Annotated in this window: 22 protein-coding genes; all 22 read right to left on the bottom strand. The window is 58.5% G+C overall.

Annotated elements, in window-relative coordinates:
- Positions 1-12: 12 nt before the first annotated feature.
- Complete coding sequence (rplR, locus tag FVF58_RS27605) at positions 13-378, bottom strand: 50S ribosomal protein L18 (RefSeq protein ID WP_006052218.1); 366 nt, start codon at positions 376-378, stop codon at positions 13-15.
- Between the two features lie 12 nt (positions 379-390).
- On the bottom strand, positions 391-921 hold the full coding sequence (rplF, locus tag FVF58_RS27600; protein ID WP_028199570.1) for a 50S ribosomal protein L6: 531 nt from the start codon (positions 919-921) through the stop codon (positions 391-393).
- 18 nt (positions 922-939) lie between these two features.
- Positions 940-1335 (bottom strand): 30S ribosomal protein S8, encoded by a 396-nt coding sequence (gene rpsH / locus FVF58_RS27595; RefSeq protein ID WP_027199076.1) that lies wholly within the window; start codon positions 1333-1335, stop codon positions 940-942.
- Between the two features lie 14 nt (positions 1336-1349).
- Positions 1350-1655 (bottom strand): 30S ribosomal protein S14, encoded by a 306-nt coding sequence (rpsN, locus tag FVF58_RS27590; protein WP_006052215.1) that lies wholly within the window; start codon positions 1653-1655, stop codon positions 1350-1352.
- 7 nt (positions 1656-1662) lie between these two features.
- The gene (gene rplE / locus FVF58_RS27585; protein ID WP_149672974.1) at positions 1663-2202 is read right to left on the bottom strand and encodes a 50S ribosomal protein L5; all 540 of its coding nucleotides are present in this window, start codon (positions 2200-2202) and stop codon (positions 1663-1665) included.
- Between the two features lie 17 nt (positions 2203-2219).
- Positions 2220-2528 carry a 50S ribosomal protein L24 gene (gene rplX / locus FVF58_RS27580; RefSeq protein ID WP_042329258.1) on the bottom strand — a complete coding sequence of 103 codons (309 nt, stop codon included), beginning with the start codon at positions 2526-2528 and terminating at the stop codon, positions 2220-2222.
- A gap of 9 nt (positions 2529-2537) precedes the next feature.
- Positions 2538-2906, bottom strand: a complete 369-nt coding sequence (gene rplN / locus FVF58_RS27575; protein WP_006052212.1) for a 50S ribosomal protein L14 — start codon at positions 2904-2906, stop codon at positions 2538-2540.
- 290 nt (positions 2907-3196) lie between these two features.
- Positions 3197-3469, bottom strand: coding sequence for a 30S ribosomal protein S17 (rpsQ, locus tag FVF58_RS27570; RefSeq protein WP_007180129.1), 273 nt, complete (start codon positions 3467-3469; stop codon positions 3197-3199).
- On the bottom strand, positions 3466-3660 hold the full coding sequence (gene rpmC, locus FVF58_RS27565; protein ID WP_007180130.1) for a 50S ribosomal protein L29: 195 nt from the start codon (positions 3658-3660) through the stop codon (positions 3466-3468). The genes rpsQ and rpmC overlap by 4 nt, the downstream gene beginning before the upstream one ends.
- Before the next feature lie 10 nt (positions 3661-3670).
- On the bottom strand, positions 3671-4087 hold the full coding sequence (gene rplP / locus FVF58_RS27560; RefSeq protein ID WP_042329259.1) for a 50S ribosomal protein L16: 417 nt from the start codon (positions 4085-4087) through the stop codon (positions 3671-3673).
- Positions 4088-4089: 2 nt separating this feature from the next.
- Positions 4090-4896, bottom strand: a complete 807-nt coding sequence (rpsC, locus tag FVF58_RS27555) for a 30S ribosomal protein S3 (RefSeq protein ID WP_012434570.1) — start codon at positions 4894-4896, stop codon at positions 4090-4092.
- Between the two features lie 11 nt (positions 4897-4907).
- Positions 4908-5240 (bottom strand): 50S ribosomal protein L22, encoded by a 333-nt coding sequence (gene rplV / locus FVF58_RS27550; protein WP_007180133.1) that lies wholly within the window; start codon positions 5238-5240, stop codon positions 4908-4910.
- A gap of 7 nt (positions 5241-5247) precedes the next feature.
- On the bottom strand, positions 5248-5523 hold the full coding sequence (rpsS, locus tag FVF58_RS27545) for a 30S ribosomal protein S19 (RefSeq protein ID WP_004199273.1): 276 nt from the start codon (positions 5521-5523) through the stop codon (positions 5248-5250).
- A gap of 10 nt (positions 5524-5533) precedes the next feature.
- Complete coding sequence (gene rplB / locus FVF58_RS27540) at positions 5534-6361, bottom strand: 50S ribosomal protein L2 (RefSeq protein ID WP_149672973.1); 828 nt, start codon at positions 6359-6361, stop codon at positions 5534-5536.
- Positions 6362-6363: 2 nt separating this feature from the next.
- Entirely contained in the window at positions 6364-6678 is a 315-nt protein-coding gene (gene rplW / locus FVF58_RS27535) for a 50S ribosomal protein L23 (RefSeq protein ID WP_007180135.1), read from the bottom strand.
- Entirely contained in the window at positions 6675-7295 is a 621-nt protein-coding gene (gene rplD, locus FVF58_RS27530; RefSeq protein ID WP_007180136.1) for a 50S ribosomal protein L4, read from the bottom strand. Before rplD ends, rplW begins: the two co-directional genes overlap by 4 nt.
- Positions 7295-7954 carry a 50S ribosomal protein L3 gene (gene rplC, locus FVF58_RS27525; protein ID WP_149672972.1) on the bottom strand — a complete coding sequence of 220 codons (660 nt, stop codon included), beginning with the start codon at positions 7952-7954 and terminating at the stop codon, positions 7295-7297. The genes rplD and rplC overlap by 1 nt, the downstream gene beginning before the upstream one ends.
- A 201-nt stretch (positions 7955-8155) precedes the next feature.
- Positions 8156-8467: a 30S ribosomal protein S10 gene (gene rpsJ / locus FVF58_RS27520; protein WP_006998489.1), complete on the bottom strand. Its 312-nt coding sequence runs from the start codon at positions 8465-8467 to the stop codon at positions 8156-8158.
- A gap of 125 nt (positions 8468-8592) precedes the next feature.
- Entirely contained in the window at positions 8593-9783 is a 1191-nt protein-coding gene (tuf, locus tag FVF58_RS27515; protein ID WP_149672963.1) for an elongation factor Tu, read from the bottom strand.
- Between the two features lie 48 nt (positions 9784-9831).
- Complete coding sequence (gene fusA / locus FVF58_RS27510) at positions 9832-11934, bottom strand: elongation factor G (RefSeq protein WP_149672971.1); 2103 nt, start codon at positions 11932-11934, stop codon at positions 9832-9834.
- A 134-nt stretch (positions 11935-12068) separates the two neighbouring features.
- Positions 12069-12539: a 30S ribosomal protein S7 gene (gene rpsG, locus FVF58_RS27505; RefSeq protein WP_006053291.1), complete on the bottom strand. Its 471-nt coding sequence runs from the start codon at positions 12537-12539 to the stop codon at positions 12069-12071.
- Positions 12540-12717: 178 nt separating this feature from the next.
- The gene (gene rpsL / locus FVF58_RS27500) at positions 12718-13098 is read right to left on the bottom strand and encodes a 30S ribosomal protein S12 (protein WP_006998493.1); all 381 of its coding nucleotides are present in this window, start codon (positions 13096-13098) and stop codon (positions 12718-12720) included.
- Between the last annotated feature and the right edge of the window lie 104 nt (positions 13099-13202).

The raw sequence follows: 13202 nt of genomic DNA, 5'->3' as shown, positions 1-13202 counted from the left end.
CGAATTCTTCCCTTAGAACTTGAGTCCGGCTTCGCGCGCCGCATCAGCCAGCGCTTTCACGCGACCGTGGTAACGGAAACCCGAACGATCGAAGGCGACGGATTCGATGCCGGCAGCCTTAGCCTTTTCTGCGATGCGCTTGCCGATCAGGGTCGCTGCAGCGACGTTGCCGCCCTTGCCCGTCTGATCAGCCAGTTGCGCACGCACTTCGGCTTCGAGCGTCGACGCGCTGGCGAGCACCTTGGTGCCGCACGGCGAGAACACTTGCGCATAGATGTGCGTGTTCGTGCGATGCACGGCGAGACGCGCGACCTGCAGCTCAGCGATCTTGATACGCGTCTGACGAGCGCGGCGCAGGCGAGATTGAGTCTTATCCATGATTGCGCACCCTTACTTCTTCTTCGTTTCTTTGAGGATCACAACCTCATTGGCGTAACGCACACCCTTGCCCTTGTAGGGCTCCGGCGGACGATAGCCGCGCACTTCTGCAGCGACCTGGCCAACTTGTTGCTTATTGATCCCCTTGATCACGATTTCGGTTTGCGTCGGGGTTTCAGCCTTCACGCCTTCCGGCATCTGGTGCACCACAGGGTGCGAGAAACCCAGCGACAGGTTCAGCTTGTCGCCTTGCGCTTGTGCGCGGTAACCGACGCCAACCAGCGTCAGCTTGCGCTCGAAACCCTTCGTCACGCCGTTCACCATGTTCGCAACCAGTGCGCGCATCGTGCCCGACATCGCATTCGCTTCGCGGCTTTCGTCAACCGGCTCGAACTTCAGCGTGCCGTTGTCGTTCACCACCTTCACCAGGCTGTTGGCAGCCTGCGAAATCGTACCCAGCGGGCCCTTGACGGTAATGCGTTCGTCGCTCAGGGCCACTTCTGCGCCTTGCAGCGCGATCGGGCTTTTACCTACTCGAGACATGTTTCTCTCCTTTCGGCCTTAAGCGACGTAGCAGATGACTTCGCCGCCAACGCCCGTTGCACGCGCTTTGCGGTCCGTCATCACGCCCTTCGGCGTCGACACGATTGCCACGCCGAGGCCATTCATGACCACGGGGATGTCGTTACGGCCGCGGTACACGCGCAGACCAGGCTTCGAAACGCGCTCAATGCGTTCGATGACCGGACGGCCAGCGTAGTACTTCAACACGATGTTCAATTCAGACTTCGCACCTTCGGACTTCACTGCGAAATCATCGATATAGCCTTCGTCCTTCAGGACCTGCGCAATCGCAATCTTGACTTTCGACGAGGGCATAGTCACCGAAACTTTCTCAACCATCTGCGCATTGCGGATGCGAGTCAGCATATCGGCGATAGGATCACTCATACTCATTTACGTTTCTCCTATTACCAGCTCGCCTTGGTCAGGCCAGGGATCTCGCCGCGGAACGCGATTTCGCGAATCTTGTTACGCGCCAGCCCGAATTTACGGAACGTACCGCGCGGACGACCAGTAATTGCGCAGCGGTTGCGCTTACGGGTCGGGTTAGAGTTGCGCGGCAGTTGTTGCAGTTCCAGACGTGCTGCGTAATGCTCTTCGTCCGACTTGCTCATATCGCCAATGATCGCCTTCAACTCTGCACGCTTGGGAGCGTATTTAGCAGCGAGGCGAGCACGCTTCTTTTCACGTTCGATCAGTGCCAGTTTAGCCACGGTAACCTCAGTTTCTGAACGGGAACTTGAAGCTGGCGAGCAGAGCCTTTGCTTCGTCGTCGGTCTTCGCAGTCGTCGTGATGCTGATGTTCAGCCCACGCAGTGCGTCGATCTTGTCGTAGTCGATTTCGGGGAAAATGATCTGCTCTTTCACACCGATGTTGTAGTTGCCGCGACCGTCGAACGCACGACCCGACACGCCACGGAAGTCGCGCACACGGGGGAGCGCAACCGTCACGAAACGGTCCAGAAATTCGTACATTGCCTGACCACGCAACGTGACCATTGCACCGATCGGATAGCCCTGACGGATCTTGAAGCCAGCGATTGCCTTGCGTGCCTTCGTGATCACCGGCTTCTGGCCAGCGATCTTCGTCAGGTCGCCAACGGCGTTTTCGATGATCTTCTTGTCAGCGATCGCTTCGCCAAGGCCCATGTTCAGGGTGATCTTGGTGATACGCGGCACTTCCATCACGGACTTGTAACCGAACTTCTCGATGAGGCCGGGTACAACCTTTTCTTTGTAAAACTCTTGCAAACGAGCCATTTTTTTACTCCGCAGCGTCAGGCGCTCAGCTCGGCACCGGTCGTCTTAAGGAAACGGACCTTCTTGTCTCCTTCGACCTTGATGCCTACACGCGACGCCTTGCCATTCGCGTCGACCAATGCGACGTTCGAAATTTGCAGCGGCATCGTCTTGGCTTCCACACCGCCCGTCGTACCCTTCATCGGGTTCGGCTTGACATGCTTCTTGACGAGGTTGATACCCTCGACAACAACCTTGCCCTCACCTACGGACAGCACGACGCCGCGCTTGCCTTTATCTTTGCCGGTGATGACGATAACTTCGTCACCTTTGCGAATCTTGTTCATCGCGACTCCTTACAGCACTTCAGGTGCCAGCGAAACGATCTTCATGAATCGTTCGCTGCGCAACTCGCGCGTGACAGGCCCGAAAATACGGGTGCCAATAGGTTCGAGCTTCGCATTCAACAACACAGCGGCGTTGCCATCGAACTTGATCAGCGAGCCGTCCTGACGGCGCACGCCCTTGGCGGTGCGAACCACCACGGCGTTATAAATTTCGCCCTTCTTCACGCGCCCGCGCGGCGTTGCTTCTTTGACGGTCACCTTGATGATGTCGCCAATGCTGGCATAACGACGCTTCGAGCCGCCGAGCACCTTGATGCACATGACTTCACGCGCACCCGTGTTGTCGGCCACTTCAAGCCGAGTTTCGGTCTGGATCATGGTTTATCTTTCCCAACTTAATCCGGTCACACCACCATGGCGTACCCGGTCAGTCTTGGTCCCGTCAGCCAATCGGCTGCTTGGGTTAGAACAGCAGCGACGGCAAACGAAACCCGCCATCGCAATCCGGTGAATCCTTCGGAACAGGCTGGCGCCCGAACCGCTTCCCCCACCAACTTCGCCCGCGACGGGGCTCCCATAAAAGAGGGAAGACCGAGATCATATCACACAATCCCGGTCTTGCAAGCGAAACTTACTGCGATTTCAATTACTTCTACAACTTTGCGGCGTCAGATGACGCGAGCAGCCTCGACCAGGCGAGCCACAACCCAAGCTTTCGTCTTCGAAATCGGACGCGTTTCCTGGATTTCAACGAGATCGCCCTCGTTGTACGTGTTCGCATCGTCGTGCGCGTGGTACTTCTTCGAACGCACAACGTACTTGCCGTAGATCGGGTGCTTCACGCGGTGCTCGACCAGCACGGTGACCGTCTTGTCCATCTTGTTGCTGACGACCTTGCCGACCAGCGTCCGCTTGAGCGAGGTTTTTACGCTATCGTTCATTTCTGGTTCGCCTTCTCAGTCAGGACGGTCCGCACACGTGCGATGTCGCGACGGACCTTCTTCAGCTGGCTCGTGTTGGTGAGCTGCTGTGTCGCGAGTTGCATGCGCAGGCCGAATTGCGCCTTCAGCAGGTCCGACAGCTCCTTGTTGAGCGCGGCCTGATCTTTCTGGTGAAGTTCGGAAGCCTTCATCATTTGCTCCTTAGGCGCCGAGCTGACGCACGATAAACGTCGTCTTCAGCGGCAGCTTAGCTGCAGCCAGACGGAACGCTTCGCGTGCCAGCTCTTCGGTTACGCCGTCCATTTCGTACAGCATCTTGCCCGGTTGAATCTCTGCGACGTAGTACTCAGGGTTACCCTTACCGTTACCCATACGTACTTCAGCCGGCTTGTGCGAGATCGGCTTGTCCGGGAAGATGCGGATCCAGATGCGGCCACCACGCTTGATGTGACGCGTCATTGCACGACGTGCCGCTTCAATCTGGCGCGCGGTCAAGCGACCACGACCGACAGCCTTCAGGCCGAACTCACCGAACGACACCGCGTTGCCGCGGGTAGCAATACCGGTGTTACGACCCTTCTGCTCTTTGCGATACTTTCTGCGTTTCGGTTGCAGCATCGTTATTCTCCAGTCTTCCCGTCGCCGCCGGCACCGCCAGCACGACGAGGAGCGCCGCGGCGTGCACCTGCCGGGCCACCACCTTCACCATCGCGACGCGGGCGACGATCGCCACCCGGACGTGCGTTGCGGCGCGGACGCTTTTCTTCGGCGACTTCTTCAACCACCGGTGCGTCGTTGCGGCCGAGCGTGTCGCCCTTGTAGACCCACACCTTCACGCCGATGATGCCGTACGTCGTCTTTGCTTCCGACGTTGCGTAGTCGATATCCGCACGCAGCGTATGAAGCGGCACGCGACCTTCGCGATACCATTCCGTACGGGCGATTTCGATACCGTTCAAGCGGCCGGCGCTCATGATCTTGATGCCTTGAGCACCCAGACGCATGGCGTTTTGCATCGCACGCTTCATCGCGCGGCGGAACATGATCCGGCGCTCGAGCTGTTGCGTGATCGAATCAGCGATCAGTTGCGCATCGGTTTCCGGCTTGCGGATTTCTTCAATGTTGACGTGAACCGGAACGCCCATGCGCTTTTGCAGCTCGGACTTCAGCAGTTCAATGTCTTCACCCTTCTTACCGATCACGACACCCGGACGCGAGCTGAAAATCGTGATGCGCGCGTTCTTTGCGGGACGCTCGATCACAACGCGGCCGACGGACGCGTTCTTCAGCTTCTTCTTCAGGTATTCACGAACACCGATGTCTTCCTGCAACATCGCCGCGAAATTGTTGTTGTTCGCGTACCAACGCGACGCCCAATTGCGGCTGACGGCCAAACGGAAGCCAGTCGGATGAATTTTCTGTCCCATCGTATGACCCCTTAATTCCCGACCGTCACAGTGATGTGACAGGATTGCTTCTCGATGCGGTTACCGCGGCCTTTTGCGCGAGCGGTGAAACGCTTGAGCGACGCAGCCTTGTCGATGTAGATGCTCGTGATCTTGAGCTCATCGATATCGGCGCCTTCGTTATGCTCCGCATTCGCGATCGCCGACAGCACGACCTTTTTCACGATTCCCGCAGCCTTTTTCGGCGAGAACGTCAGAACGTTCAGCGCCTTGTCGACCGGCAAACCGCGGATCTGGTCAGCCACAAGGCGCGTTTTCTGCGCCGAGATGCGGGCACCGCGATGAATTGCTTTCACTTCCATCATGAGCCCCTTATTTCTTAGCCTTCTTGTCGGCTGCGTGACCCTTGAACGTCCGGGTCAATGCAAACTCGCCAAGCTTGTGGCCGACCATGTTTTCCGAGATGTACACCGGAACGTGTTGACGGCCGTTGTGAACGGCGATCGTCAGACCGATGAAATCCGGGAGGATCGTCGAGCGACGCGACCAGGTTTTGATCGGCTTCTTATCCCGCGAAGCTGCTGCCGCCTCAACTTTCTTCAGCAAATGGGCGTCGCAGAACGGACCTTTTTTTACAGAACGTGCCATTGCCTACTCCTTAACGCTTGTGACGGCGCTGGACGATCATGCTCGTCGTGCGCTTGTTGCTGCGGGTGCGATAACCCTTAGCAGGCGTGCCCCACGGGCTCACCGGATCGCGACCTGCAGCCGTCTTGCCTTCACCACCACCGTGCGGGTGATCGACCGGGTTCATTGCAACGCCACGCACCGTCGGGCGGATACCGCGCCAGCGGTTCGCGCCAGCCTTACCGATTTGACGGAGGCTGTGCTCTTCGTTGCCAACTTCACCAATCGTCGCGCGGCACTCAACGTGAACGCGGCGGATTTCACCCGAGCGCAGGCGGACCTGTGCGTAGATGCCTTCACGAGCCAGCAACATCGCCGACGTACCAGCCGAACGCGCCATTTGCGCGCCCTTGCCCGGCAGCATTTCGATGCAGTGGATCGTCGTACCGACCGGAATGTTGCGGATCGGCAGCGTGTTGCCTGCGCGGATCGGCGCTTCCGAACCCGACATCAGTTGCTGACCGACGGTAATACCCTTCGGAGCGATGATGTAACGGCGTTCGCCGTCTGCGTACAGAACCAGCGCGATGTTCGCGCTACGGTTCGGATCGTACTCGAGACGTTCGACCTTGGCCGGAATGCCATCCTTCGTGCGACGGAAATCGACGACACGATAGTGATGCTTATGACCACCACCCTTGTGACGCGTGGTGATGTGACCGTTGTTGTTACGGCCGGCAGTCGAGGACTGCGAGTCGAGCAGCGCTGCGAACGGCTTGCCCTTATGCAGATCCTTGTTGACCACCTTGACCATCGCGCGGCGGCCCGGCGAAGTCGGCTTAACTTTAACGATTGCCATGATTACTTGGCCTCCGCTTCAAAGTTGATTTCCTGGCCGGGCTTCAGGCAGACGTATGCCTTCTTCACGTCCTTGCGCTTGCCCATGAAGCGGCCAAAGCGCTTGGCTTTGCCCTTCGAGACCAGCACGTTGACGGAATTGACTTCCACCTTGAACAGCAGCTCGACTGCAGCTTTCACTTCCTGCTTCGTGGCATCGGGCGCGACTTCGAACACAACTTGCTCGTTCTTGTCGGCCACCAGCGTCGCCTTTTCGGAGATCACCGGCGCGAGCAGGACCTGCATCAAACGATGATCGTTCTTGCGAATCTCGCTCATGACAGCAACTCCTCGATCTGGGCGACCGCAGCCTTCGTGATCAGGATCTTCTTGAAGTAGATCAGCGACAGCGGGTCGGCGTAACGCGGCTCGACAACCGCCACATGGGCGAGGTTGCGCGACGCGAGGTACAGGTTTTCGTCAACCGTGTCGGTAATCACCAGCACGGAGTCGAGACCCATCGCCTTGAATTTTTCGGCCAGCAGCTTCGTCTTCGGCGCTTCGAGCGTCAGCTCGTCGACCACCGAGATACGGCCTTCGCGGGCCAGCTGCGAGAAGATCGAGCAGAGACCTGCGCGATGCATCTTCTTGTTGACCTTGTGCGAAAAGTTTTCTTCCGGCGAATTCGGGAAGATCCGGCCACCGCCGCGCCACAACGGGCTCGACGACATACCGGCACGGGCGCGGCCCGTACCCTTCTGGCGCCACGGCTTCTTGGTCGTGTGCTTGACTTGCTCACGATCCTTCTGCGCGCGGTTGCCGCTACGGGCATTCGCTTGATACGCCACCACTACCTGGTGAATCAGGGCTTCGTTGTAATCGCGGCCGAACACGACGTCCGACGCGCTAACGCCTGCACCTTCCTGACCATTGGCATTCAGGAGCTTAAGTTCCATTATTTCGCTCCTTTCACGGCACGCGTCTTCACGGCCGGCGTAACGAATACCTTGCCACCCTTCGCACCCGGAACGGCGCCCTTGACCAGCAACAGCTTGCGGTCAGCGTCGATACGAGCGATTTCGAGGTTTTGCACCGTTACCGTTTCGTCACCCATGTGACCGGTCATGCGCTTACCCGGGAAAACACGACCCGGATCCTGCGCCATACCGATCGAACCCGGCACGTTGTGCGAGCGCGAGTTACCGTGCGATGCACGGCCGGATGCAAAGTTGTAACGCTTGATGGTACCGGCGTAGCCCTTACCGATCGACACGCCTTGCACGTCGACCTTCTGGCCTACTTCGAACAGGTCGGGACCGACCACGGTGCCGTTCGACAACTCGGCAGCCTTGGCGGAATCGATCTGGAATTCTTTGAGGATTTCACCGGCTTGAACACCGGCTTTGGCGAGATGACCGGCCAACGGCTTCGTCACGCGCGATGCACGGCGCGTACCGAATGCAACCTGCACGGCCGTGTAGCCGTCGGTTTCAACAGTCTTGATCTGCGTCACGCGGTTGTCGGACACGTCCAGCACGGTAACGGGAATCGAATCCCCTTCTGCCGTGAAGATACGGGTCATGCCAACCTTGCGACCTACGAGTCCAAGGCTCATCGTTTTCTCCATTCCCGACTGCGATTGGTCGGGGCTAATTTACAAAATGCCGGTGCCGTTTCTGGCGTGAAATCACGCTGCAGCACACCGACTTTTTTGCGCAAATGCGCGAAAAGCCTTGCATTATAGCGAGGCTTTTCGTTTTCCGCAAGCAATCAATGACTTAGCGTTGTCCGGCGACCCGGACAACCCTTGAAAGCCTTACTGCAGCTTGATTTCAACGTCCACGCCAGCCGGCAGATCGAGCTTCATCAGCGCGTCGACGGTCTTGTCCGTCGGATCGACGATGTCCATCAGGCGTTGGTGCGTACGGATTTCGAGCTGATCGCGCGACGTCTTGTTGACGTGCGGCGAACGCAGGATGTCGAAGCGTTGAATCCGGGTCGGCAGGGGCACCGGACCACGAACGATTGCGCCAGTCCGCTTGGCCGTATCGACGATCTCAGCTGCCGATTGATCGATCAGGCGATAGTCGAAAGCCTTCAGGCGAATGCGGATTTTCTGGTTCTGCATGACAATTCCTTGGAAAGAGCGAGGCGGTATTGCGCCGCCAGATAGAAAAAGAACGTAGAGCCGGATGCCCGCCGGGGCCGGCGCCCGGCTCCGGGCACCACTTACTGCAAGTCCAATTCTCGATTTTACTCGAGAATCTTGGCAACAACACCTGCGCCAACCGTACGGCCGCCTTCGCGGATTGCGAAACGCAGACCTTCTTCCATCGCGATCGGGTTAATCAGCTTCACCGTGATCGACACGTTGTCGCCCGGCATGACCATTTCCTTGTCCTTCGGCAACTCGATCGAGCCCGTCACGTCCGTCGTACGGAAGTAGAACTGCGGACGATAGTTGTTGAAGAACGGCGTGTGACGGCCACCTTCGTCCTTGCTCAGCACGTACACTTCAGCCGTGAAGTGCGTGTGCGGGTTGATCGAACCCGGCTTCGCCAGAACCTGGCCACGCTCCACGTCTTCACGCTTCGTGCCGCGCAACAGGATACCGACGTTGTCGCCTGCCTGACCCTGGTCGAGCAGCTTGCGGAACATTTCCACGCCCGTGCAGGTCGTCTTCACCGTCGGCTTGATACCGACGATTTCGATTTCTTCGCCGACCTTGACGACGCCGCGCTCAACGCGACCCGTCACCACCGTGCCACGACCCGAGATCGAGAACACGTCTTCCACCGGCATCAGGAACGTACCGTCCACGGCGCGCTCCGGCGTCGGGATGTACGTGTCCAGCGCGTCGGCCAGGTTCATGATCGCCACTTCGCCCAGCTCGCCCTTGTCGCCTTCCAGCGCCAGCTTGGCCGAACCCTTGATGATGGGCGTGTCGTCGCCCGGGAAGTCGTACTTCGACAGAAGTTCGCGAACTTCCATCTCGACCAGCTCCAGCAGCTCGGCGTCGTCCACCATGTCGCACTTGTTCAGGAACACGATGATGTACGGAACGCCAACCTGGCGCGCCAGCAGGATGTGCTCACGCGTTTGCGGCATCGGGCCGTCTGCTGCCGAGCACACCAGGATCGCGCCGTCCATCTGCGCCGCGCCCGTGATCATGTTCTTCACATAGTCAGCGTGGCCCGGGCAGTCGACGTGTGCGTAGTGGCGGTTCGCCGTTTCGTACTCGACGTGCGCCGTGTTGATCGTGATACCACGCGCCTTTTCTTCCGGCGCCGCGTCGATCTGGTCGTATGCCTTCGCTTCACCGCCGAACTTCTGCGTCAGAACCGTCGTGATCGCTGCCGTCAGCGTGGTCTTGCCGTGGTCAACGTGACCGATCGTGCCGACGTTCACGTGCGGCTTGGTCCGTTCGAATTTACCTTTAGCCATGTTTCTCTTCTTTCAAAAAGTTAATCGTTGAATGACTTTGCCGCGCGATTACTTCGACTTGGCGTTGATGATCGCTTCCGACACGTTACGCGGTGCTTCGGAGTAGTGCTTGAACTCCATCGTGTACGTTGCACGACCTTGGGTCAGCGAACGCAGCGACGTCGAGTAACCGAACATTTCCGACAGCGGCACTTCGGCGCGAACGATCTTGCCGCCGCCGACCATATCGTCCATGCCCTGAACGATACCGCGACGACCCGACAGGTCGCCCATCACGTTGCCCATGTAGTCTTCCGGCGTTTCGACTTCGACGGCCATCATCGGTTCGAGGATGACCGGCTGAGCCTTACGCATTGCTTCCTTGAACGCCATTGAACCGGCCATGCGGAACGCATTTTCGTTCGAGTCGACGTCGTGGTACGAACCAAACGTCAGGTGAACCTTGACGTCAACGACCGGGAAACCTGCCAGTACGCCAGCCTTCAGCGTTTCCTGAATACCCTTGTCGACTGCCGGGATGTATTCACGCGGAATCACACCGCCCTTGATCTCGTCGAGGAACTCGTAGCCCTTGCCTTGCTCGTTCGGCTCGAGCGTGATGACCGCGTGACCGTACTGGCCGCGACCACCCGACTGCTTGACGAACTTGCCGTCAACGTCTTCCGCCTTGCCGCGAATCGTTTCGCGATAAGCAACCTGCGGCTTGCCGACGGTCGCTTCCACGCCGAATTCGCGCTTCATACGGTCAACCAGAATTTCCAGATGGAGCTCGCCCATGCCCGAAATAATGGTTTGACCCGATTCTTCGTCCGTTTGAACGCGGAACGACGGATCTTCCTGTGCCAGACGGTTCAGCGCCAGACCCATCTTTTCCTGGTCAGGCTTCGTCTTCGGCTCAACAGCCTGCGAAATCACCGGCTCCGGGAAAATCATGCGTTCGAGCACGATCGGGCTTTGCGGATCGCACAGCGTGTCGCCAGTCGTTGCGTCCTTCAGGCCGACCGCAGCAGCGATGTCGCCTGCGCGGACTTCCTTGATTTCTTCGCGCTGGTTCGCGTGCATCTGCAGAATACGACCCAGACGTTCCTTCTTGTCCTTGGTCGCGTTCAGCACGGTGTCGCCCGAATTCACAACGCCAGAGTACACGCGGAAGAAGATCAGCTGGCCGACGAACGGGTCGGTCATGATCTTGAAAGCCAGTGCCGAGAATTTTTCGTCGTCAGCAGCGCGGCGCTCACCTTGCTCGCCGTTTTCCAGCTCGCCGGTAACCGGCGGGATGTCGATCGGCGACGGCAGGAAGTCGAGCACGGCGTCCAGCATCCGTTGCACGCCCTTGTTCTTGAACGCGGTGCCGCACAGCATCGGCTGGATTTCGCAAGCGATCGTACGATCGCGCAGACCCTTGACGATTTCCGCTTCAGAGAGCTCGCCCTCTTCCAGGTACTTGTTCATCAGGTCTTCGCTCGACTCAGCAGCCGCCTCGACCATCTTTTCGCGCCACTCGTTGCACGAGGCAAGCAGTTCCGCCGGGATTTCTTCGTACGAGAACTTCGTGCCTTGAGACGCGTCGTCCCAAATGATCGCCTTCATCTTCAGCAGATCGACGACACCCGTGAAGTTTTCTTCAGCGCCGATAGGCACCACGACCGGAACCGGGTTTGCCTTCAGACGCAGCTTGAGCTGGTCATAGACCTTGAAGAAGTTCGCGCCGGTACGGTCCATCTTGTTGATGAACGCGAGGCGGGGAACCTTGTACTTGTTAGCCTGACGCCACACGGTTTCCGACTGGGGCTGCACGCCGCCCACAGCACAGTACACCATGCACGCGCCGTCGAGCACGCGCATCGAGCGCTCGACTTCAATCGTGAAGTCGACGTGGCCCGGGGTGTCGATGATGTTGATGCGGTGCTCAGCGCGGTCGCCGGCCATGCCTTTCCAGAACGCCGTGGTAGCAGCGGACGTGATCGTGATACCGCGTTCCTGCTCCTGCTCCATCCAGTCCATGGTGGCAGCGCCGTCGTGAACTTCGCCAATCTTGTGGTTCACGCCGGTGTAGAACAGGATGCGCTCGGTCGTCGTCGTTTTGCCGGCGTCGATGTGAGCGCTAATACCGATGTTACGGTAGCGCTCGATAGGTGTCTTGCGAGCCACTTTGATCCTCTATTGGGATGACGCGATGCGAGAAAATACCCATCGCGCTGTAACACAAACGGGCGAGGCGCTTTGTAAGCGCACCCGCCCGGAATTTCTTTCCGTTTTCTCCGCTAAACCCGGGTTCGGGAAGCTTAGAAACGGAAGTGCGAGAACGCCTTGTTGGCTTCTGCCATCCGGTGAACTTCGTCGCGCTTCTTCATTGCGCCGCCACGGCCTTCGGCCGCTTCGGAGAGTTCACCTGCCAGACGCAGGGCCATCGACTTCTCGCTGCGCTTCTTCGCGGCTTCACGCAGCCAACGCATCGCCAATGCCATACGACGCGACGGGCGCACTTCGACCGGAACCTGATAGTTCGCACCACCAACGCGGCGGCTCTTCACTTCGACCACCGGCTTGACGTTGTTGAGCGCTACCGTGAACACTTCCAGCGGGTCCTTGCCACCCTTGGTCTGGATCTGTTCGAAAGCGCCGTACACGATACGCTCGGCAACCGACTTCTTGCCGGAGAGCATCAGCACGTTCATGAACTTAGCTACATCAACGTTACCGAACTTCGGATCCGGCAACACTTCCCGCTTGGGGACTTCGCGACGACGCGGCATGTTTCTTCCTTTACCTTTTCAGTTGGAGCTAACTTTAGCCCCGCGGCCACCAACTAACCCGATTCATCTTCAAGACTTACCAGCCTGGTCGGGTGACCACTTACTCGACAGCACCGGCGATTCCGGCACCACCGCTATTACCGCCTTTGCAGGCGACCTGAAACTACTGACCGGCTAATTACTTGCCAGCCTTGGCACGCTTCGCACCGTACTTCGAGCGAGCCTGCTTACGATCCTTGACGCCCTGGGTATCCAGCGAGCCGCGAACCATGTGGTAACGCACACCCGGCAAGTCCTTCACACGGCCGCCGCGAATCAGCACGACCGAGTGTTCCTGCAGGTTGTGGCCTTCACCACCGATGTACGAAATGACTTCGAAGCCGTTCGTCAGGCGCACCTTTGCGACCTTACGGAGTGCCGAGTTCGGCTTCTTCGGCGTCGTGGTGTACACACGGGTGCACACGCCGCGACGCTGGGGGCAGTCCTGCAAAGCCGGGCTCTTGCTCTTCGTCGTTTCCGACGCGCGGCCTTTGCGAACCAGTTGATTGATGGTTGGCATTGTTTATTCCTGAAATTGAACAAAATCGACGCATCTGTTTCCGGGCAAAGCAGAAACATTGCGCATCGAACTTCCGGATGGGTTGCAAGTACGTGAATTGGATT

Source organism: Paraburkholderia panacisoli, from assembly GCF_008369935.1.
GTDB classification, from domain to species: Bacteria; Pseudomonadota; Gammaproteobacteria; order Burkholderiales; family Burkholderiaceae; genus Paraburkholderia; species Paraburkholderia panacisoli.
Note: the sequence above shows the minus strand (reverse complement) of the source record. Positions and strands in the feature narration are given on the sequence as shown.